This is a genomic window from Pseudomonas sp. B5(2017), from assembly GCF_002112825.1.
GTDB lineage: Bacteria > Pseudomonadota > Gammaproteobacteria > Pseudomonadales > Pseudomonadaceae > Aquipseudomonas > Aquipseudomonas putida_Z.
Map to the genome: position 1 here is coordinate 462,622 of NZ_NEIR01000002.1, position 22,266 is coordinate 484,887.

At 62.8% G+C, this 22,266-nt stretch carries 17 protein-coding genes; 8 read left to right on the forward strand and 9 right to left on the reverse strand.

From position 1 onward, the window contains the following. The first annotated feature begins 53 nt into the window (after positions 1–53). From nusA to CAG00_RS04885, 7 genes are all read left to right on the forward strand, one after another. Positions 54–1,535, forward strand: coding sequence for a transcription termination factor NusA (gene nusA, locus CAG00_RS04850; protein ID WP_003258062.1), 1,482 nt, complete (start codon positions 54–56; stop codon positions 1,533–1,535). 27 nt (positions 1,536–1,562) lie between these two features. Beyond that, positions 1,563–4,103: a translation initiation factor IF-2 gene (gene infB, locus CAG00_RS04855; RefSeq protein ID WP_085663613.1), complete on the forward strand. Its 2,541-nt coding sequence runs from the start codon at positions 1,563–1,565 to the stop codon at positions 4,101–4,103. Positions 4,104–4,219: 116 nt separating this feature from the next. Next, positions 4,220–4,618 (forward strand): 30S ribosome-binding factor RbfA, encoded by a 399-nt coding sequence (rbfA, locus tag CAG00_RS04860; protein ID WP_025340699.1) that lies wholly within the window; start codon positions 4,220–4,222, stop codon positions 4,616–4,618. A 3-nt stretch (positions 4,619–4,621) separates the two neighbouring features. Next, positions 4,622–5,539 (forward strand): tRNA pseudouridine(55) synthase TruB, encoded by a 918-nt coding sequence (gene truB, locus CAG00_RS04865; protein ID WP_013974284.1) that lies wholly within the window; start codon positions 4,622–4,624, stop codon positions 5,537–5,539. Positions 5,540–5,686: 147 nt separating this feature from the next. Further along, positions 5,687–5,956 (forward strand): 30S ribosomal protein S15, encoded by a 270-nt coding sequence (gene rpsO / locus CAG00_RS04870; protein WP_003249971.1) that lies wholly within the window; start codon positions 5,687–5,689, stop codon positions 5,954–5,956. A gap of 250 nt (positions 5,957–6,206) precedes the next feature. Then, entirely contained in the window at positions 6,207–8,312 is a 2,106-nt protein-coding gene (gene pnp / locus CAG00_RS04880; protein ID WP_025340698.1) for a polyribonucleotide nucleotidyltransferase, read from the forward strand. A gap of 263 nt (positions 8,313–8,575) precedes the next feature. Continuing rightward, positions 8,576–8,926 carry a BON domain-containing protein gene (locus CAG00_RS04885; RefSeq protein ID WP_025340697.1) on the forward strand — a complete coding sequence of 117 codons (351 nt, stop codon included), beginning with the start codon at positions 8,576–8,578 and terminating at the stop codon, positions 8,924–8,926. Positions 8,927–9,004: 78 nt separating this feature from the next. Here CAG00_RS04885 and CAG00_RS04890 read toward each other — a convergent pair whose 3' ends face one another. Beyond that, a complete protein-coding gene (locus CAG00_RS04890) occupies positions 9,005–9,307 on the reverse strand; it encodes a putative quinol monooxygenase (protein WP_085663614.1) in 303 nt (100 codons plus the stop codon). A gap of 60 nt (positions 9,308–9,367) precedes the next feature. Between CAG00_RS04890 and CAG00_RS04895 the strand changes: the two genes are divergently transcribed. Next, entirely contained in the window at positions 9,368–9,781 is a 414-nt protein-coding gene (locus CAG00_RS04895; RefSeq protein ID WP_010955354.1) for a VOC family protein, read from the forward strand. Positions 9,782–9,902: 121 nt separating this feature from the next. Here CAG00_RS04895 and CAG00_RS04900 read toward each other — a convergent pair whose 3' ends face one another. The 8 genes from CAG00_RS04900 to CAG00_RS04935 form a co-directional block, all read right to left on the reverse strand. Beyond that, positions 9,903–12,839 (reverse strand): DUF748 domain-containing protein, encoded by a 2,937-nt coding sequence (locus tag CAG00_RS04900; protein ID WP_085663615.1) that lies wholly within the window; start codon positions 12,837–12,839, stop codon positions 9,903–9,905. A gap of 78 nt (positions 12,840–12,917) precedes the next feature. Next, positions 12,918–13,787: an oxygenase MpaB family protein gene (locus CAG00_RS04905; protein ID WP_085663616.1), complete on the reverse strand. Its 870-nt coding sequence runs from the start codon at positions 13,785–13,787 to the stop codon at positions 12,918–12,920. Positions 13,788–13,829: 42 nt separating this feature from the next. Continuing rightward, positions 13,830–15,764, reverse strand: a complete 1,935-nt coding sequence (gene acs / locus CAG00_RS04910) for an acetate--CoA ligase (RefSeq protein ID WP_085617912.1) — start codon at positions 15,762–15,764, stop codon at positions 13,830–13,832. 242 nt (positions 15,765–16,006) lie between these two features. Next, positions 16,007–17,671 (reverse strand): glucose-6-phosphate isomerase, encoded by a 1,665-nt coding sequence (gene pgi / locus CAG00_RS04915; RefSeq protein ID WP_025340692.1) that lies wholly within the window; start codon positions 17,669–17,671, stop codon positions 16,007–16,009. A 262-nt stretch (positions 17,672–17,933) separates the two neighbouring features. Continuing rightward, positions 17,934–18,797 (reverse strand): pantoate--beta-alanine ligase, encoded by an 864-nt coding sequence (panC, locus tag CAG00_RS04920; protein ID WP_085663617.1) that lies wholly within the window; start codon positions 18,795–18,797, stop codon positions 17,934–17,936. Continuing rightward, positions 18,794–19,594 (reverse strand): 3-methyl-2-oxobutanoate hydroxymethyltransferase, encoded by an 801-nt coding sequence (gene panB / locus CAG00_RS04925; protein WP_025340690.1) that lies wholly within the window; start codon positions 19,592–19,594, stop codon positions 18,794–18,796. Before panB ends, panC begins: the two co-directional genes overlap by 4 nt. 262 nt (positions 19,595–19,856) lie before the next feature. Next, a complete protein-coding gene (gene folK, locus CAG00_RS04930; RefSeq protein ID WP_085663618.1) occupies positions 19,857–20,336 on the reverse strand; it encodes a 2-amino-4-hydroxy-6-hydroxymethyldihydropteridine diphosphokinase in 480 nt (159 codons plus the stop codon). Further along, a complete protein-coding gene (locus tag CAG00_RS04935) occupies positions 20,333–21,721 on the reverse strand; it encodes a polynucleotide adenylyltransferase PcnB (protein ID WP_015271847.1) in 1,389 nt (462 codons plus the stop codon). The genes folK and CAG00_RS04935 overlap by 4 nt, the downstream gene beginning before the upstream one ends. Positions 21,722–22,266 lie beyond the last annotated feature (545 nt).

Below are 22,266 nucleotides of genomic sequence, written 5' to 3' on the forward strand. Positions count from 1 at the left end.
CCGGGCCCGGCGGACTATCCGGGCCCAATGGCTTGCGCAAGGCGAGGCGTACGATGAGCAAAGAAGTACTGCTGGTTGTTGAATCGGTATCCAACGAAAAAGGTGTACCGCCCGGCGTCATTTTCGAAGCGCTGGAAGTGGCACTGGCCACTGCAACCAAAAAACGTTTTGAAGACGAAGTCGACCTGCGTGTGGAAATCAACCGCCACACCGGTAGCTACGAGACCTTCCGTCGCTGGACCGTGGTCGACGAAGCCGATCTTGATGATCCGGCGATCGAGACCTGGTTGAGCAAGATTCACGAAACCCACCCTGAAGCCAAGGTCGGTGACGTAATCGAAGAGAAGATCGAGTCCATCGAGTTCGGTCGTATCGCCGCCCAGACCGCCAAGCAGGTCATCGTGCAGAAGGTCCGTGAGGCCGAGCGTGCCCAGGTGGTCGATGCCTACCGCGAGCGCGTTGGCGAGATCATCTCCGGCACCGTCAAAAAGGTTACCCGCGACAACGTCATCGTTGACCTGGGCAACAACGCCGAGGCCCTGCTGGCCCGCGAAGACATCATTCCGCGTGAGACCTTCCGTGTTGGCGTGCGCCTGCGTGCGCTGCTCAAGGAAATTCGCACCGAGAACCGTGGCCCTCAGCTGATCCTGTCGCGCACCGCGCCACAGATGCTGATCGAGCTTTTCCGCATCGAAGTGCCGGAAATTGCCGAAGGCCTCATCGAAGTCATGGCTGCCTCCCGTGATCCGGGTTCGCGAGCCAAGATCGCCGTCCGCTCCAAGGACAAGCGCATCGACCCGCAAGGCGCCTGCATCGGCATGCGTGGTTCGCGCGTCCAGGCCGTATCCGGGGAGCTGGGTGGTGAGCGTGTGGATATCGTCCTGTGGGACGATAACCCGGCGCAGTTTGTCATCAACGCCATGTCGCCGGCTGAAGTCGCGGCGATCATCGTTGATGAAGATGCCCATGCCATGGACATCGCCGTTGCCGAGGACAACCTGGCCCAGGCCATTGGTCGTGGCGGTCAGAACGTTCGCCTGGCCAGTCAGCTGACCGGCTGGACCCTGAACGTGATGACCGAGAAGGACATCCAGGCCAAGCAGCAGGCCGAAACCGGTGACATCCTGCGCAATTTCATCGATGAACTGGAAGTCGACGAGGAGCTGGCCCAAGTGCTGGTCGACGAAGGCTTCACCAGCCTCGAAGAAATTGCCTACGTACCGTTGGAAGAAATGCTCAACATCGATGGCTTTGACGAAGATATCGTCAACGAGCTCCGCGCTCGAGCCAAGGACCGTTTGTTGACCAAGGCCATCGCTACCGAAGAAAAACTGGCAGACGCCCATCCGGCTGACGACCTGCTCTCCCTCGAGGGCATGGACAAGGACCTGGCGGCGGAACTGGCGGTGCGCGGCGTGGTTAACCGCGAAGACCTGGCCGAGCAGTCGATCGACGATCTGCTCGACATCGACGGCATCGACGAAGAGCGTGCCGGCAAGTTGATCATGGCCGCCCGAGCCCACTGGTTCGAGTAATTAGGCGCGGCCTGAGGAGAGAAGTGCATGACGCAAGTCACGGTGAAAGAACTGGCCCAAGAGGTCGAGGCACCGGTAGAGCGCCTGCTGCAGCAGATGCGTGAGGCAGGTCTGCCGCACACCGACGCCGGTCAGGTAGTGACCGACAATGAGAAGCAGACCTTGCTGACTCATTTGAAGAGCAGCCACAAGAGCAAGGCGGAAGAACCGCGCAAGATTACCTTGCAGCGCAAAACCACCAGCACCCTGCGTGTCGCCGGTAGCAAGAGCATCAGCGTAGAAGTACGCAAGAAGAAAGTATTCGTGCAGCGCAGCCCGGAAGAAATCCAGGCTGAGCAGAAGCGTGAACTGGATGAGCGCCGCGCGGCTGAAAATGCCGCTCGCGAGAAGGTCGAGGCCGAAGTTCGCCAGCGCAACGAAGAGCAGGCTCGCCGTCAGGCCGCCGATACCGCTGCTGCAGCCCCTGCGCCTGCCGCCAAGCCAGAGTCGGCGCCAGCCGCTGCCCCGGCCCCGGTAGTTGCCGATGCCCCGGCGTCCGAAGACGCCGCAGCCCGTGCCGCCGAGCGCAAGAAGGACGAAGCCCGTCGCAACGAAGGCCGCACCCGTGACGAAGACCGTCGTGGTGGCGAGCGTCGTGGCGAGGCCCCGCGCGTGTCGATCAAGGTCAAGGTCAAGGAGAAGGAAAAGGCTCCGACTCCTCGTGCCGCACCGCGCACCACCGATGAAGAGAGCGATGGCGTACGCCGTGGCCGCGGTGGCAAGAGCAAGCTGAAGAAGCGCAATCAGCACGGCTTCCAGAACCCGACCGGTCCAGTCATCCGTGACGTGACCATCGGCGAGACCATCACCGTCTCGGAACTGGCCCAACAGATGTCGGTCAAGGCCGCTGAAGTGGTCAAGTTCATGTTCAAGCTGGGTACCCCGGTCACCATCAACCAGGTGCTCGACCAGGAAACCGCTCAGCTGGTCGCCGAAGAACTGGGCCACAAAGTGACCCTGGTCAGCGATACCGCCTTGGAAGACTCCCTGGCCGAATCGCTGAAATTCGAAGGTGAAGTCGAATCGCGTGCGCCGGTCGTTACCGTCATGGGTCACGTTGACCACGGCAAGACCTCGCTGCTCGACTACATCCGTCGTGCCAAGGTTGCCGCTGGCGAAGCCGGTGGTATTACCCAGCACATCGGTGCCTACCACGTGGAAACCGACCGCGGCATGGTCACCTTCCTCGATACCCCAGGCCACGCTGCGTTCACCGCAATGCGTGCCCGTGGTGCCAAGGCTACCGACATCGTCATCCTGGTGGTGGCGGCGGACGACGGCGTGATGCCGCAAACCCGCGAAGCCGTTCAGCATGCCAAGGCAGCTGGCGTTCCGCTGGTGGTTGCGGTGAACAAGATCGACAAGCCGGGTGCCGATATCGATCGCATCCGCAACGAGCTGGCCGTCGAAGGCGTGACCTCCGAGGACTGGGGTGGTGACACTCCGTTCGTCAAGGTTTCGGCGAAGATGGGTACCGGCGTCGACGAACTGCTCGAAGCTGTCCTGCTGCAGGCCGAGATCCTCGAGCTGACCGCTACCCCGACCGCTCCAGGTCGTGGCGTGGTTGTCGAATCGCGCCTGGACAAGGGCCGTGGCCCGGTGGCTACCATCCTGGTTCAGGACGGTACCCTGCGTCAGGGCGACATGGTCCTGTGCGGTTCCAACTATGGCCGCGTGCGCGCCATGCTCGACGAGAACGGCAAGCCTGTGAAGGAAGCCGGCCCGTCGATCCCGGTCGAAATCCTCGGCCTGGACGGTACCCCGGAAGCCGGTGACGAGCTGTCCGTTGTTGCCGACGAGAAGAAGGCCCGTGAAGTTGCCCTGTTCCGTCAAGGCAAGTACCGCGAGGTCAAGCTGGCCCGTGCTCACGCCGGCAAGCTGGAAAACATCTTCGAGACCATGGGTCAGGAAGAGAAGAAGACCCTCAACATCGTCCTCAAGACCGACGTGCGTGGTTCCCTGGAAGCACTGCAGGGTTCGCTGTCGGGCCTGGGCAACGACGAAGTTCAGGTACGCGTGATCGGTGGCGGCGTCGGTGGTATCACCGAAAGCGACGCCAACCTGGCGCTGGCTTCGAATGCAGTACTGTTCGGCTTCAACGTGCGTGCCGATGCCGGCGCGCGCAAGATCGTCGAGCAGGAAGGTCTGGATATGCGTTACTACAACGTGATCTACGACATCATCGAAGACGTCAAGAAGGCCCTGACCGGCATGCTCGGCAGCGATGTTCGCGAGAACATCCTGGGTGTCGCCGAAGTACGTGACGTGTTCCGTTCGCCGAAGTTTGGCGCCATCGCTGGCTGTATGGTCATCGAGGGTACCGTGTACCGCAACCGTCCGATCCGCGTACTGCGCGAAGACGTTGTGATCTTCGAAGGCGAACTGGAGTCGCTGCGTCGATTCAAGGACGATGCCTCCGAAGTGCGTAACGGCATGGAGTGCGGTATTGGCGTGAAGAGCTACAACGACGTCAAGGTCGGCGACAAGATCGAAGTCTTCGAGAAAGTCCAGGTTGCTCGTACCCTTTAAGGGTGAGCAGGGCGCCAGCCCCCGCCGCAGGGCGGTGGGCAGTGCCTCAGTAGGTAGCGCCCGGTCAGGCATCAGCCTGACCGGGCGTTTGCCGCTTTAAGTTACAGGTAGCAAGAATGGCCAAAGAATACAGCCGTACCCAACGTATCGGTGATCAGATGCAGCGCGAGCTGGCCGAGCTGATCCGCCGTGAAGTCAAGGACCCCCGCGTAGGTCTGGTCACCATCACCGCTGTGGATGTCAGCCGCGACCTAGGCCATGCCAAGGTCTTCATCACCGTCATGGGCGAAGAAACGCCAGACGCAGTGCAGCAGTCGCTCAAGGCCCTGAACAGCGCCGCCAGCTTCCTGCGCCTGCACCTGGGCCGCTCGATGCAGCTGCGCAGCGTGCCGCAACTGCATTTCCACTTCGACGAAAGCGTCAGCCGCGGTGTCCACCTGTCGGCACTGATCGAGCGCGCGGTCGCCGAAGACCGTCTGCACAAGGATGCCGACAAGCCGGACGCCGAGGAGTAAGCGGTGGCCCAGGTCAAACGTATCCGCCGCAACGTCAGCGGCATCATCCTGCTCGACAAGCCGCTGGGCTTCACCTCCAACGCCGCCCTGCAAAAGGTGCGCTGGCTGCTCAACGCGGAAAAGGCCGGCCACACCGGCAGCCTCGACCCGCTGGCAACGGGCGTGCTGCCGCTGTGCTTCGGCGAAGCGACCAAGTTTTCGCAGTACCTGCTCGATTCCGACAAGGGCTACGAAACGGTCATGCAGATGGGGCAGACTACCAACACCGGTGATGCCGAAGGTGAGGTGCTGCAGACCCGCGAGGTGACCGTTGGTCGCGCCGACATCGAGGCCCTGCTGCCGCGTTTTCGTGGCCAGATCAGCCAGATACCGCCGATGTACTCGGCGCTCAAGCGTGACGGCCAGCCGCTGTACAAGCTGGCACGTGCAGGAGAGGTAGTGGAGCGCGAGGCGCGTTCTGTTACTATTGGCCGCTTGGAGTTGCTCGAGTGCGAAGGCACCCGTGCACGGTTGAGCGTAGGATGCAGCAAAGGCACCTATATCCGCACCCTGGTGGAGGATATCGGCGAGGCCCTTGGCTGCGGCGCCTATGTCGCCGAGCTGCGCAGGACCCAGGCCGGGCCTTTCGCGCTGGCACAGACGGTCACCCTCGAGGAACTCGAACAGGCCCACGCCGAAGGCGGCAACGAAGCGCTCGACCGCTTCCTCATGCCCTCGGACAGCGGCCTGCAGGACTGGCCGCTGGTGTGCCTGTCCGAACACAGTGCGTTCTACTGGCTGCATGGGCAGGCGGTACGCGCGCCGGACGCGCCACAATTTGGCATGGTCCGGGTACAGGATCACAATGCACGCTTCATCGGTATCGGTGAAGTGAGCGAAGACGGGCGCATTGCGCCGCGTCGGCTGATTCGGTCGGAATGACCGAAACCGTGAGGCCAGGCAGTTGCCAGGCCCCACGGCACCAAGGGTGGCTGTCAGTAGGCACGGTCACACCTTTTTTATTAATACAGGGATTTGTCCCTGGCCTATTGGACCCCGCATGCGGGATCCGTTATCAGGAGAAGCCAAATGGCCCTCAGCGTTGAAGAAAAAGCTCAGATCGTTGCCGAATACCAGCAAGCCGCCGGCGATACCGGTAGCCCGGAAGTGCAGGTTGCTCTGCTGACCGCCAACATCAACAAGCTGCAAGGCCACTTCAAGGCCAACGACAAAGACCACCACTCCCGTCGTGGTCTGATTCGTATGGTCAACCAGCGTCGTAAGCTGCTGGACTACCTGAAGGGCAAAGACACCACTCGTTACAGCGCCCTGATCGGTCGCCTGGGTCTGCGTCGCTAATAGCGGCCTGGCCAGTGGTGTGCATGGCGTGTCGCAGGCTTCGGCAGGGCTGTTTTGCAGTGCTGCCGTTGGACACGCCACGCGTATCTCCGAGGTTGGCAGCCTGGCAATGCTGAGCGGATTTTCCGCTTGGTGCCAGGCTCCCAGCCTCGTGTTGTATCTGGACGGTCAATGGGGCCGATTCCCCGTTCTGCCCAAGAATTCGCAAGAAACCAGTTCCCCCAAGAGCCACTGAAAAAGGTAGGAAACCGTGAACCCGGTAATCAAGACTTTCCAGTTCGGTCAATCGACCGTTACTCTCGAAACGGGCCGTATTGCCCGTCAGGCAACCGGCGCCGTGCTGGTGACCGTCGACAACGACGTCACCGTGCTGGTGACTGTGGTAGGCGCCAAACAGGCCGATCCAGGCAAGGGTTTCTTCCCGCTGTCGGTCCACTACCAGGAAAAGACCTACGCCGCCGGCAAGATCCCGGGTGGCTTCTTCAAGCGTGAAGGCCGTCCTTCCGAGAAAGAGACCCTGACCTCGCGCCTGATCGACCGTCCGATCCGTCCGCTGTTCCCGGAAGGCTTCATGAACGAAGTGCAGGTAGTCTGCACCGTGGTTTCCACCAGCAAGAAGACCGACCCTGACATCGCTGCGATGATCGGTACCTCGGCTGCCCTGGCCATTTCCGGCATTCCGTTCGAAGGCCCGATCGGCGCCGCTCGCGTTGCCTTCCACGAAAGCACCGGCTACCTGCTGAACCCGACCTACGAGCAACTGGCTGCCTCGAGCCTGGACATGGTCGTTGCCGGTACCTCCGACGCTGTACTGATGGTTGAATCGGAAGCCAAAGAGCTGACCGAAGACCAGATGCTGGGCGCCGTACTGTTCGCCCACGACGAATTCCAGGCCGTGATCCAGGCCGTCAAGGAACTGGCCGCCGAAGCCGGCAAGCCGACCTGGGACTGGCAGCCAGCCCCAGCCAACGTCGAGCTGATGAACCTGGTGCGTGGCGAGTTCGGCGAAGCCGTTTCGCAGGCCTACACCATCACCCAGAAGGCTGACCGTTACAACCGCCTGGGCCAGCTGCGCGACGAGGCTGTTGCCCGTCTGAGCAACGAAGAGACCGGCCCGTCCGCCGGCGCCATCAAGGACATCTTCGGCGAGCTGGAATACCGCACCGTCCGCGAGAACATCGTCAACGGCAAACCGCGTATCGACGGCCGTGACACCCGCACCGTGCGCCCACTGAACATCGAAGTCGGCGTATTGCCGAAGACCCACGGTTCGGCGCTGTTCACCCGTGGCGAAACCCAGGCCCTGGTCGTCGCGACCCTGGGTACTGCCCGTGACGCCCAGCTGCTGGACACCCTGGAAGGCGAGAAGAAAGACCCGTTCATGCTGCACTACAACTTCCCGCCATTCTCGGTGGGTGAGTGCGGTCGCATGGGCGGCGCCGGCCGTCGTGAAATCGGCCACGGCCGCCTGGCCCGTCGTGGCGTGCAGGCCATGCTGCCGAGCGACAGCGACTTCCCTTACACCATCCGCGTGGTATCGGAAATCACCGAATCCAACGGTTCCAGCTCCATGGCTTCGGTCTGTGGTGCTTCCCTGGCCCTGATGGACGCCGGTGTACCGATGAAGGCACCGGTTGCCGGTATCGCCATGGGCCTGGTCAAGGAAGGTGACAAGTTCGCCGTCCTGACCGACATCCTGGGTGACGAAGACCACCTGGGCGACATGGACTTCAAGGTAGCCGGTACCGCCAAGGGTGTTACTGCGCTGCAGATGGACATCAAGATCAACGGCATCACCGAAGAGATCATGGAAATCGCCCTGGGCCAGGCCCTGGAAGCGCGCCTGAACATCCTCGGCCAGATGAACCAGATCATCGCCCAGTCGCGTAGCGAGCTGTCGGCCAACGCCCCGACCATGATCGCGATGAAGATCGACACCGACAAGATCCGTGACGTCATCGGTAAAGGTGGTGCCACCATTCGCGCCATCTGCGAAGAGACCAAGGCTTCGATCGACATCGAAGACGATGGCTCGATCAAGATCTTCGGCGAAACCAAGGAAGCGGCAGAGGCTGCCAAGCAGCGCATCCTGGGCATCACCGCCGAGGCCGAGATCGGCAAGATCTACGTCGGTAAGGTCGAGCGCATCGTCGACTTCGGTGCCTTCGTCAACATCCTGCCTGGCAAGGACGGCCTGGTGCACATCTCCATGCTGAGCGATGCTCGCGTCGAGAAAGTCACCGACATCCTGAAAGAAGGCCAGGAAGTCGAAGTACTGGTACTGGACGTGGACAACCGCGGCCGTATCAAGCTGTCGATCAAGGACGTTGCCGCGGCCAAGGCCTCGGGCGTCTAAGCGACTGCCACGCAACAGGAAAAGGGCCCTTCGGGGCCCTTTTTTCATGGGCGAAAGGGAACCTTTTGCGGACTTGCATCTTGCATGCAGGTTTACCGTGCAGATTGCAAAATGCACGACGACGGGAATGCTGGTTTTTCGCTAACTTATTGATTTTAAAAGAAACAAGCGAAGCGGAAAATCTGGCACAGCGCGTGCAACTACCTTCATATCTGACGCCAGGACATACGGCGCAGACCTTTCGAAAAACAGGAGTGACTCACATGAAGAAGTTCGCCATTGCTGCCGCTACTGCTACCGCCCTGACCCTGACCATGGCTAACGGCGCATTCGCTGCAGAGCCAACCCAGGCTCCAGTCATGTTGGCCGCCAATACCGTGGACAACGCCAAGCAGGAAGGTTCTGACACCTGGATCACCACCAAAGTGAAAGCGGACCTGCTGACTGAAAAAGGTATTCCAGGCAGCGACATCAAAGTCGAGACCAGCCAAGGTGTCGTCTCGCTGTCGTCTGACGTGGCGGTGACTCAGTCCCAGAAAGAAGAAGCTGTTCGTATTACCAAGAACATCAAAGGCGTCAAGAGTGTGATGTCGGACGGTCTGAAAGCCGAATAAGGAATGTCCCGTCGGCCAAAAGGATTTGGCCACTTTCGCTCCGAGCCCCGGCTATTTGCCGGGGCTTTTCATTGGTGGCTAGTAAACCGGGTTACGCGCAATCACCTCACTCTCGAAGCATTCCTGCTCGACGATCAGCGGCTCGACCAACGGCCGGCTATCGCGAAAGTGCGCAGTCTGCGTATGCGCGTCATACGCCGCATCATCGCGGTAGATCTCGTACAGGTAGATCACCTCCGGATCGACCCGGTCCTGCGACACATCGAACACCAGGCAGCCAGGCTCGTTGGCAACGGAAGCCGCGGCATTGATCTTGATCGCAGTCAGAAATTCCTCGGCGCAACCGGGCTTCACTCGGGTCTTGATGAACAGGCTATACACAAGGCTCTCCTTTTGTTTTAAATTCTATTATGAATTGTATACAAAAATGGAGCCTCGCCAATGTCCGAATTGCCTGCACGCCCTGGCCGCCTGAACGGCCTGCGTCATATTGCCTTGTTGGTACCCAACCTGGAGGAGTGTGAACGCTTCTACGTCGATGTGCTGGGCATGGAAGTGCTGAACCGCGCCAACGAAGACCTGGTGTACCTCACTTGTGGTAACGACAACCTGTCGCTGGGGCGTGGGGCAGGGGCGGCCAATGGGTTGCAGACCCTGGACCACTATGGGTTCATCGTCGATAGCGTGGAGGAGCTGGAAGCCTGGTACCAGTACTTCAAGGCGCACGGCGTGACCTTGCTGGACCGGCCGTTCAACCATGGTGACGGGGCGCGCAGCTTCCACCTGTTGGACCCGGCAGGGAACAAGGTGCAGCCGTTGTACCATCCGGCGGTGTCGGGGCAGCGTTTGGTGTGAAGCCTGTACCGGCCTCTTCGCGGGCCTGCCCGCTCCCACAGGGATCGCGCACAGCTCAAGGCCGGCGCATACCTTGTGGGAGCGGGTTTACCCGCGAAGAGGCCAGCCCTGCTAGTAGAAGTTACTCGGCATCCAGATGCATCGGCGTCACCACCCGCCCATCGCTCTCGGCCTGGCCCAGGTTGGTATCGATGAAGTACACCCGATCATCTTCCAGCTGGCCTTTGTCCACCAGGTAATCCTTGATGCTGCTGGCCCGCTCCTGGCCCAGCGTGCGCAGTAGCGCAGTACTCTCGGCCCAGGACTTGATCACCGCCTCGCGCAGCTTGGCGGTGCGCTCGTCGCGGCCCAGTTGCTCCCATTCGGCAGGCGGCTGCTGCTTCAGGCGGTTACGGTAGATGCCTTCGAGCATCGCCGGTTTGTCACTGTCGTCGACCACCAGCATCGAGGCATTGGCCGGCACCTTGTCACCGCGACGCTGCAGGATCTTGTACCAGGTGGCCTGGTACTCGCGCTCCAGGCGCTGCTGGGCGATCAGCGGGCCATCGCTGGCCTGGGCGCTGGTGCCTTCGATTTCCAGGCGCAGTTCCGGGCGTTCCTTCAGGGCCGACGCCAGCTTGTCCAGCGATGCCTGGGCGTCGCTACCGAGCTCGCTGGAGCCCGGGGCGAAGGCCACGTTGCCCAGGTCTTCCGAGCCACCGCCGGCAACCAGCCCGCCAATGAACTTGAACGGTGCCTGCGCCGCACGCAACACCAGGTTGCGCAGGGTTTGCCAGACGATCGGCATCACGCTGAACTGCGGGTTGTTGAGGTCGCCGGACACCGGCAGCTCGATCGAGATCTTGCCTTCAGTGTCCTTCAGCAGCGCCACCGCCAGGCGGATCGGCAGGTCCACGGCGTCCGGGCTGTCGACCTTCTCGCCCAACTGCAGCTGCTCTACCACCACCTTGTTTTCAGCCTTCAGCTGGCCATTGGTGATCAGGTAGTGCAGGTCGAGGTTGAGCCGGCCCTTGCGGATGCGGAAGCCGGCGAACTTGCCGGAGTAGGGGGTGAGTGTGGTCAGCTCGACCCGCTTGAAGCTGGTGGCGATGTCCAGGCTGGCCAGCGGGTTGAACGGGTTGAGGGCGCCTTTGATGGTGACCGGCGCGTAGCGGTCGACCTTGCCCTTGACGTCGACCTTGGCCGGCACCGGCTTGCGGTTGTCGATGGTGCCGATCCGGCCGTTGAGCTGCTGGATGGCCGTGGCGAAGTTGGGGGTGAGGGACAGGTCGGCGAAGTTGGCCGAGCCGTCGTTGATGTCGATCTGGCCGATGTGGATGCCCAGCGGCTTGTCGTTGCTGGCAGCGGCCGGCTTGGCCTGGCTGGTCGCCGGGGCGCCGGCCGGCTGCGGAATCAGCAGGTCGTTGATGTTGGTGGTGCGGTCCTCGTTGATGATGAAGCGCGCATAGGGTTGCAGCAGGGTCACCTTGTCGATCGACAGAGCATCGCCGTGCACGTAGGACAGGCCGTCGACGTTCACCTGCTGCCATTTGACGAAGTCACGGCTCTTGATGGTGTCGAGGGTGTGCAGCTGGCTGACCTGTGCCTTGCCGGTAACGCTGAAGGCCAGCGGTGCGGTGTTCTTCAGGTCGACCTTGAGGTCGCTGGCGAGCATGCCGCTGCGCAGCTCCAGCAGGATGAACGGGCTGATATAGGCCTGGGCCACTCGCAGGTCGATGTCGCGGGTGCTCACGTCCAGCTTGGCCCAGATGGGCGCCAGGTTGATCTGGCCGGCCGCCTGCAGTTTGCCTTGCTTGCCCACGCCGGTATCGAGCTTGAGGGTGAAGGGCGACTTGTTGAGGCTGTCGAAACCTTGCAGGTCGGCGTTGAGCGGGCCGACGTCGAGGGCCACCGGCTCCTTCTGGGTACGGTCTGCCAGGTGCACCAGGTAGTTACGCAGTTGCACATCCTTGAGCAGCACCTGCCAGGGTTTGCTCGGCTCCTTGGCGGCTTGCTGTTCGGGCGTGGGTTCGGCGGCTGCCGGCTCGGCCTTTTCCTTCGGCGTAGCTTTGGGCGGCTGGCTGGCGAACAGCTTCTGCCAATCGAGCTGGCCGTCCTTTTCCAGCGCAGCCCAGGTTTCCAGCTTTTCGCTGCGGATCTTGCCCACGGTGACCAGCTGCTTGACCAGGTCGACCGAGGTTTCGCTTACCTCCAGGCTTGCCAGGCGTGCCAGCGGCCGGCCATCCGGGGCCTTGATGGCAAACGGTGCGATGCGCACCGACGCGTTGTCCAGCAACAGTTCGGTCTGTTTGGCAAGGTTGAGCTTGTAGTGGGTGTCGAGGCTGACCACGCCCTCTTCCAGCACCAGTGGCACGGCATCGCGCACATAGGGCCAGAATGCCTTCATCTTGCCTTCGGTGATCTTCAGTGTGCCTTCAGAGGCGATCGGCGCCAGACTCAGGGTACCTTTCCAGTCGATACGCCCGCCGTTGGGGCCGATGGCCACCAGGGTCATGTCGGCATTGTCGTTGGGCAGGGTGCTGAGGTTTTTCAGCTCCAGGTTCATGTTGTCGTAGAGGAACTCGATCGGCTCGCTCGGGCGCAGGTCCTCGAAGTGCAGGTAGCCGTCGCTGAGCTTGATGCTGCCGATGCGTAGCGGGAACGGGTCGCTGGGCGGCTCGTCGGGCTTGGCTTCGCTGGCTGGCAGCTTGAACAGGCGGGTCAGGTTGAGGATACCGTCCTTGGCGAACAGTACTTCGTTGCGTGGTTTGACCAGTTCCACGGCGTCCAGGTGCAGGGCACCGCTCCACAGGCTGTCGAGCGAGAGGTTGGCGTACAGCCGCTCGAAGCCGACCTGCTCCTTGCCCGGCTCGCCGATCTGCAGGCCCCACAGCGTCAGCTCGAGGCTGAAGGGGTTGAGCTCGATCCGTTCGAGGTGGGCAGGCACGGTCGCGTACTGGGCCAACTGCTGGTTGGCGATGCGCAGCGCGACACCGGGGAGAACGAGAAAGCCGAGAAGGCTGTAGAGGGCTACGAGGGCCAGCAGTGCGCCAGCGGCGCGAGTCAATCCTTTGTACATGTGTCGCTTCGTCTGTCTAAGCAGGAGAGCTTGGAGTATGGCACGTTAAATCAGTTCCGCTGAGGCGACCATCTGACCTCATTCGATACCCATGCGCCGTTTGGCCCGATGCGCCGAGCCGTCGCGCATCGCCCAGCGCAGTACTGGCGCGGTGCGTTGCAGCCCCAGGCGGATCATGCGCCGCTGCAACGGGCCGTGCTGCAGGTCGAGCATGGCCTGGGCCCAGGCCGGCAGCAGGTCGATGCCGGCGTGCAGCATCAGCTTGCCCACCGGCTGTGCCAGGCGGCTGGGGGCGGGGGCATCGAGCAGGATGCTGACCACCTCATGGCTGCGGGCGTCGCAGTGCAACTGCGGCCGCATGCGCTGCAGGTAGTCCTCGACCTGCTGGCACGAGCGCGGCACGTCGCGGGCGCCAAGGCGCTCGGCAATCAGCGCGATCTCTGCGTAGTAGGCATCCTGCTCGGTGCGCGCAAGGTGCGGGTTGCGGTAACGCAGGTGGGCCGCGAGGAAGCTGCTTACTTCCGCCACATGCACCCAGGTCAGCAGGTCCGGGTCGCTGGCCGCATATGGGCGGCCATCCGGCGCGGTGCCGGTCACCTGCAGGTGGATGGTGCGCACCTTGTCGATCAGCCACTCGGCATCGCGGGTGGCGCCGAAGGTGGTGCCGGAAATGAATTGGCTGGTGCGGCGCAGGCGGCCGAGCAGGTCTTCACGGAAGTTGGAATGGTCCCACACCCCGGCCAGGGCCAGCGGATGCAGCAATTGCAGCATGAGGGCGCTGATGCCACCGACCAGCATGCTCGGGAAGTCGCCATGTACCCGCCAGCTGATGCTGTGCGGGCCGAACAGGCCGGGGTCGCCCTTGGGCGATTCCAGATCGAGCTGGCCGAGGGCCAGCCCGGTAAGGCTCATGACCTGGGTTTCGATGCGGCGGCGAAGGGCTTCCATGGCGACCTGTGGTTCAGGGCGGCCATGAACAGCGGCCGCCGGTTACTGGTTGAGGCGTTTGTCGATCAGGCCCTGCACCACACTTGGGTCGGCCAGGGTCGAGGTATCGCCCAGGTTGTCGAGTTCGTTGCAGGCGATCTTGCGCAGTATACGCCGCATGATCTTGCCTGAGCGCGTCTTGGGTAGCGCCGGGGCCCACTGGATCAGCTCGGGCTTGGCGAAACTGCCGATTTCCTTGCTGACCAGGGCCAGCAACTCGGCCTTGAGCGCGTCGTCCGGCGTTACGCCATTCATGGGCGTGACGAAGGCATAAACGCCCTGGCCCTTGAGGTCGTGGGGGTAACCGACCACCGCCGCTTCGGCGACACTGTCATGCAGCACCAGCGCGCTTTCCACTTCGGCGGTACCGATACGGTGGCCGGAAACGTTGATCACGTCATCGATACGCCCGGTGATCCAGTAGTCACCATCGGCATCGCGGCGGGCACCGTCGCCGGTGAAGTAATAGCCGGGCATCGGCTTGAAGTAGGTGTCGACCATGCGCTGATGGTCGCCATAGACGCTACGGATCTGCCCGGGCCAGCTGGCCTTGATCACCAGCAGGCCGGCACCGGGGCCTTCGATGAGCTTGCCCTTTTCGTCCAGCAGCACTGGTTGTACGCCGAACATGGGCTGGGTGGCACAGCCGGGCTTGAGCGACTGCGAGCCGGGCAACGGGGTGAGCATGATGCCGCCGGTTTCGGTCTGCCACCAGGTATCGACGATGGGGCAGCGCTTTTGCCCGACTTCCTCGAAATACCACTCCCAGGCTTCGGGGTTGATCGGCTCGCCGACGCTGCCCAGCAGGCGCAGGCTCTGGCGTGAAGTGTTTTGCAGCGGCGCGGAGCCTTCGCGCATCAGCGCGCGCAGGGCAGTCGGGGCGGTGTAGAAGATGTTCACCTGGTGCTTGTCCACCACTTGCCAGAAGCGCGAGGTGTCCGGGTAGTTGGGCACGCCTTCGAACATCAGCGAGATCGCGCCATTGGCCAGAGGGCCATAGACGATGTAGCTGTGCCCGGTGACCCAGCCGACATCGGCGGTGCACCAGAACACCTCGCCGTCTCGGTAGTCGAACACCACCTTGAAGGTGAGGGTGGCCTGCAGCAGGTAGCCGCCGGTAGTGTGCAGCACGCCTTTGGGTTTGCCGGTGCTGCCGGAGGTGTAGAGGATGAACAGCGGGTCCTCGGCCTCCATCGGCTCGGGAGCGCAGTCGTCGCCGGCCTTTTCCGTTGCCTCGTGGTACCAGAGGTCACGGCCTTCGGCCCAGGCGACATCGCCGCCGGTGCGGCGCACCACGAATACGCTGCTGACCGCGGGGCAGCTGGCCAGGGCCTTGTCGACGTTCTGTTTCAGCGGGATGCGTTTACCGCCGCGCACGCCTTCATCGGCGGTGATCACCGTACGGCAGTCGGCATCGAGGATACGGTCGCGCAGGGCATCGGGCGAGAAGCCGCCGAACACCACCGAGTGGATGGCACCGATGCGGGTGCAGGCAAGCATGGCGAAGGCGGCCTCGGGGATCATCGGCATGTAGATGCACACCCGGTCGCCTTTCTTCACCCCGCGTGCTTTCAGCGCATTGGCCAGGCGGCAGACCTGGCGGTGCAGTTCGCGGTAGGTAATGGCCTTGGAATCCTTGGGGTCATCGCCTTCCCACAGCAGGGCGGTCTGTTCGCCGCGTCGGGCCAGGTGGCGGTCGATGCAGTTGTAGCTGACGTTGAGCTGGGCGCCGTCGAACCAGCGGGCGCTGCCGGTCTTCAGGTCGCATTGCTGCACGCTCGACCAGGGTTTTATCCAGTCCAGGCGCTTGGCCTGTTCGGCCCAGAAGGTGTCGGGGTCATCCACCGACTGGCGGTAGAGGCGGCGGTACTCGTCGGGGGTGAGGGCGGCGGACTGGCTGACGGCCAGGGCCTGGGGGTAGTTGCGGATATCGAACATGGCGGGTGGTCCTGCTCTTGTAAGGGGCGATGGACTGCAACGGCTATTCGATAGGACAGTGTAGCCAGAGGTGATGTTCCTTGAGGGTAGACTCGGTCCCTGTAGGAGCGGCCTTGTGTCGCGATGGGCCGCAGAGCGGCCCCGGGATCTCAGCGCTGGCGCATCAATTGTTGGGGCCGCTCTGCGGCCCATCGCGACACAAGGCCGCTCCTACACGGAGCGACCGTGTGACGGCTTTGGGATCAACCGCGGTGACGGCCGCGGAAGTAGTTGATCAGGCCTTGGGTAGAGCCATCTTCAGCGCTGTCTTCCAGGCTGCCGACAAGGCGTTGGTAAACGCCCTTGCCCAGTTCCTTGCCCAGCTCCACGCCCCACTGGTCGAAGGCGTTGATGCCCCAGATCACGCTCTGTACGAAGACCTTGTGCTCGTACATCGCCACCAGCGCGCCCAGGCGGCGTGGGCTGATGCGCTCCACCACCAGGGTATTGCTCGGGCGGTTGCCCGGGATGACCTTGTGCGGGGCCAGCTTTTCGATGTCCGCTTCGTTCAGGCCTTTACCACGCAGCTCGGCTTCGGCTTCCTCGCGGGTCTTGCCCAGCATCAGCGCCTGGCTCTGCGACAGGCAGTTGGCGTACAGCCACTGGTGATGGTCGGCCACCGGGTTGAAGCTCACCACTGGCACGATGAAGTCGGCCGGAATCAGCTGGGTGCCCTGGTGCAGCAACTGGTGGTAGGCATGCTGGCCGTTGCAGCCGACGCCGCCCCAGATCACCGGGCCGGTGTCGGTTTTCACCGGGGTGCCGTCCTGCAGCACGCTCTTGCCGTTGGACTCCATGTCCAGCTGTTGCAGGTGCTTGGTGATGTTCCGCAGGTAGTGGTCGTACGGCAGGATCGCGTGGCTCTGGGCGCCCCAGAAGTTGCCATACCACACGCCCAGCAGGGCCAGCAGTACCGGCATGTTCTTTTCGAACGGCGCGGTCTGGAAGTGCTGGTCCATGGTGTAGGCACCGGACAGCAGTTCCTTGAAGTTGGCGGTACCGATGGCCAGGGCGATCGGCAGGCCGATGGCCGACCACAGCGAGTAGCGCCCGCCCACCCAGTCCCACATCGGGAAGATGTTTTCTTCGCGGATGCCGAAGGCCACGGCGGCGGCCTTGTTGCTGGAAACGGCGATGAAGTGGCGGTACAGCTCGGCTTCCGAGCCGCCCTGGGCCAGGTACCAGGTACGCGCGGCCATGGCGTTCTTCAAGGTCTCGAGGGTGTTGAACGACTTCGATGAGACGATGAACAGGGTGGTTTCGGCGCGCAGGTTGGCCGACAGCTCGTGGAACTCACTGCCGTCGATGTTCGCCAGGTAGTGGCAGCGCACGCCGCGCTGGGCGTAGGGCAGCAGCGCCTCGGAGACCAGCTCGGGGCCGAGGAACGAGCCACCGATGCCGATGTTGACCACGTCGGTGATCGGTTTTTCGCTGTAGCCGCGCCACAGGCCGTCGTGGATACGGCCGACCAGTTCGGTGATCTGGTTGAGCACCTTGTGCACTTCCGGCATGACGTTCACGCCGTTGACGCTGAGCTTGTCGCCCACCGGCCGGCGCAGGGCGGTGTGCAGCACCGGGCGCCCTTCGGAGGCGTTGATGATTTCGCCACTGAACATCGACTTGATGGCGTCCTGCAGGCCCACTTCGTTGGCCAGGTTCACCAGCAGGTCGCGGCTTTGTTCGGTGATCAGGTTTTTCGAGTAGTCGAGGAACAGGCCGCAGGAGCTCAGGGAGAACTGGTCGAAGCGCTTGGCATCGGCGGCGAAGGCTTCGCGCATGCTGAAACCTTGCATGGCGTCGCGGTGTTGCTGGAGCGCCTGCCAGGCGGGCAGGGCCGTGACATCGTGGGGTGTACGGTAATACGCCATTGCGCGGGGTTCCCTTGGTGCGTGGTGAGACCTTGGACACGGCACTCATTGCCGGGTTCAGGCTGGCACCATTATAGGCAAAGGCCACTTGCAGGGAATGGGTATGGCGGGGAATTTGGGGGAGGCAACTGTTTTGTATTGCCTGTACTGGCCTCATCGCCGGCAAGCCAGCTCCCACAGGGATAGCGCATGGCTCGAGGCCGATGCGGTCGAGGTGGGAGCTGGCTTGCCGGCGAATGGGCTGCAAGGCAGCCCCAGGCCGTTACGCGGTCTTCTCTTCCAGATGCAGGTACAGGTTGTCGATCAACCGTGTGTTACCCAGGTAAGCCGCCGCGATTACCACCAGGTCTCGATCATCGATCACTGCGGGGCGCAGGCTCACGGCATGACGCACTTCCAGGTAATCCGGCCGGAAACCAGCGGCGGTCAACTGCGCCTTGCCTTCGGCAACCAGCGCGGCAAAGTCCCGTTGGCCACGGCCGATGCCAGCAGCGATGTGCTGCAGCGTGCGGTACAACGCTGGCGCCGCAGCACGCTGCTCAGGCGTGAGGTAACCGTTGCGCGACGACAGCGCCAGGCCGTCCTCGGCCCGCACGGTGGGCTCGCCGATGATCTGGATCGGCATGTTCAGGTCGCGCACCATGGCGCGGATCACCGCCAGCTGCTGGAAGTCCTTTTCACCGAACACGGCAAGGTCGGGCTGGACCATGTTGAACAGCTTGCTGACCACGGTGGCCACGCCTTCGAAATGCCCGGGCCGGCTGGCGCCGCACAGGCCTTCGGAAAGGTGGGGCACGCTGACGCGGGTTTGCACGCTCATGCCGTCGGGGTACATCTCTTCGACACTGGGCGCGAACAGCAGATTGCAGCCAGCCTGGAGCAGGCGCTCCTGGTCGGCGGCCAGGGTGCGCGGGTACTTGTCGAGGTCTTCGTTGGCGCCGAACTGCAGCGGGTTGACGAAGATGCTGGCGACCACGAAATCGGCGCGCTGCGCAGCCTTGGTCACCAGGGCGGCATGGCCGCTGTGCAGGTTGCCCATGGTCGGCACGAAGCCGATGCGCTTGCCTTCACCGCGGGCGCGGGCGACTGCGGCGCGCAGTTCGCGGACGGTCTTGACTGTATTCATGCACTGAACCCGTGTTCGCTGCCTGGGAAGCTGACTTGCTTGACCGCCTCGACGTAAGCGACGAGGGCGCTGTGGATATCCGGCTGGCCTTGCATGAAGTTCTTCACGAACTTCGGTACCCGGCCGCTCAGCGACAGGCCGAGCATGTCGTGCAGGACCAGTACCTGGCCATCGGTGCCGCTGCCGGCGCCAATGCCGATCACCGGGATGGATACGGCACTGGTGATTTCCGCCGCCAGTTCGCTGGGCACGCATTCGAGCAGCAGCATGGCTGCACCGGCCTGTTCCAGAGCAATGGCGTCGGCGCGCATCTGCCGGGCCTGGGCTTCCTGGCGGCCCTGCACCTTGTAGCCGCCCAGCACGTTGACAGTCTGCGGGGTCAGGCCCATGTGCGCGCACACCGGCACGCCACGCTCGGCCAGCAGGCGGATGGTCTCGGCCAGCCAGGCAGCACCTTCGATCTTGATCATGTGGGCGCCGGCCTGCATCAGCGTGGCGCTGTTGGCGAAGGCCTGCTCCGGGGTGGCGTGCGCCATGAACGGCAGGTCGGCGAGGATCAGCGCGCCGTCGTTGCCACGTTTGACGCTGGCGGTATGGTAGGCCATGTCCGCGGTGGTCACCGGCAGTGTGCTGTCGTGGCCTTGCAGGACCATGCCCAGCGAGTCGCCCACCAGCAACACTTCGACACCGGCCTGGCTGGCGGCCTTGGCGAAGGTCGCGTCGTAGCAGGTCAGCATGGTGATTTTTTCACCCTTGGCCTTGAGGCCATTGAGGGTGGTCAGGGTTACTTCAGGCATGTAGGAAATTCCTCGTTCAGGCGCTGTAAGAAACGACTGCATTCAACGCGTGTAGTCATCTTCCGGAGCGGCACATCATCGCGCGTGATGTTCGGGCACAGGTCCGTCCGGGCCTAAATACGGGTATGCGGCACTTTGGTGCCACACGGGACGCCTATAGTCGTGAGCGAGGTTGGGGAAGTCAATCACCCTGTTACCGCATTGTTACGATCAGGGTGTTACTGGCGTTACCGCGCCAGTGTGCAAGGCTGGAACGCCCGGTTTACAGGCGTTCCAGGCCGACGAGCGGGCAGTCGTCGAGCAGTTGCGCGAGGGCGCGGCCGTCGGCCAGGCGGAAATCGCTCGGTACCAGTTCCGCCAGCGGGTACAGCACGAAAGGCCGGGCATGCATGTGGTAATGCGGCACTTTCAGGCGCGGCTCATCGAGCACCTGGTCGCCGAACAGCAGGATGTCCAGGTCCAGTGTGCGCGGGCCCCAGCGTTCCTTGCGCACGCGGCCCTGATCGTTCTCGATGGCCTGCAGTGCATCGAGCAGGGCCAGCGGTGACAGGGCGGTGTCCAGGGCGGCGACGGCGTTGGTGTAGCGCGGCTGGCCGGGCAGCAGCGAATCGCTGGTGTACAGGGCCGAGGCCGCCACCAGGCGTGTGGCTTCGACCTGGTCGAGGGCCTGCAAGGCGCTGCGCAACTGCTCGGCAGGTGCATCCAGGTTGCTGCCCAGGCCGATATAGGCGCGGGTACTCACTCGAAGGCCTCGTCGCCACTGCGCTTGCGCTTGCCACCGCTACGCTTGCGTTTGCGCGGGCCGGCGCCTGTGCCTTCGTCACGGCTGCCCAGCTCGCGGATCATCTCGCGGCGCTCGCTGTCGTTGGCATCCTGGTAGTCGGTCCACCACTGGCCGAGGTCGTCGGTTTCTTCCCCGGCGCTTTCACGCAGCAGCAGGAAGTCGTAGCCGGCGCGGAAGCGCGGGTTGTCCAGCAGCATGTCGGCGCGCTTGCCGCTGCGGCGTGGCAGGCGCTCCTGCATGTCCCAGATCTCGCGGATCGGCAGGGTGAAGCGCTTGGGGATGGCGATGCGTGCGCATTGCTCGGCGATCAGGTCGTGGGCCGCACCGTTCATGGCCGGGATCGGCGGCACGCCTTGGTTCTGCAGGTGCAGCACGCGGGCCGGCAGGGCTGGCCACAGCAGCGCGGCGAAGAGGAAGGCCGGGGTTACCGGTTTGCCTTGCTTCACGCGCAGGTCGGTGTTGTTCAGCGCCTGGCTGATCAGCGTGTGGGTGTAGGTCGGGCGCTCGTCCAGGGCATGCGAACTGGCCGGGAACAGCGGCTCGAACAACTGCAGGTCGACCAGCATCTCGAAGACGATGGCGCCTTGGCCGGAGAGGAACAGCTTGAGGCTCTCTTCAAACAGGCGTGCTGGCGGAATCTCGCGCAGCAGTGGGGCCAGCTCGCGGATCGGCTGGACCGTGTGCTTTTCGATGCCGAAGTCGAGCTTGGCGGCGAAACGCACCGCGCGCAGCATGCGCACCGGGTCTTCCTGGTAGCGGTGGGTAGGGTCACCGATCAGGCGCAGCAGGCGGTTGCGAATATCGTGCACGCCGTTGGCGTAGTCGAGGATGCGCTCGCTGACCGGGTCGTAGTACAGGGCGTTGATGGTGAAGTCGCGACGTTGCGCGTCCTCTTCCAGGGTGCCATACACGTTGTCACGCAGGATGCGGCCACTGGCATTGTGCGACGAACGGTGGCTGTCGCCCTGGTCGTCTTCCGAGTGGTGGGCGCGGAAGGTGGCGACTTCGATGATCTCACGGCCGAAATGCACGTGGACCAGCTTGAAGCGGCGGCCAATGATGCGCGCGTTGCGGAACTCGGCACGGACCTGTTCGGGGGTGGCGCTGGTGGCGACGTCGAAGTCTTTCGGCGTGATGCCCAGCATCAGGTCGCGGACACAGCCACCGACCAGGTAAGCCTGGTAACCGGCGCTCTGCAGGCGTTCCACGATGTTCACCGCATGGCGGCTGAACTGGTGGCGTTGCAGCGAGTGCTGGCTCTTGTTGATCACCTCAGGCGTGGTGCGCCTGTGGTGCGGGCCCGGTACGGGCGGGCGGAACGACTGGAACAGCTTCTTCAGCATGGGATGCACTGTTTGAAGGAATGTTCGGCCAAGAATAGGAGAATGGCCGCATGATGGGCGGGGATTCTAGCATTTACTCAAGGAATGGTGTAGGCGGTAGCAGGATGCCTGCCGGAAGGGTAGAAACGACAAGGGGAGCCTAAGCTCCCCAAGAAGTCGTTGCGTGCTCTTATTGTTTTTTTGCTGGGCTTCTTGTTTTTGTTGAGTGCCCTGTCCACAAATCTCGAAGCTTGTGGACGACCCCCAATCCAGGGGTTAAGAGCAAACGGATTGCTTTGGTCGCTGATGTCACGTTGATCTGTCGATCCAACCAGTTCAGGCGCTGCTTTTTAGTGCAGTTTTTATTGTTCTCTGCCTGGTTGTGGGGCAAGCCCCAAACACGCATCCTCTCCAAAAGAATCAGTTAGCTGCGCCTCCGCCGTCTTGTTCTTATTGTGCGTGAGCCGTTTCGTCTTGTTCTTATTCTGAGTTGCAGTGCTTGTTATTGTTCTTGTACCAGACATATAGCAGGTGCCGTGCCAACTTTTGCAAACCCAGTAAAATCA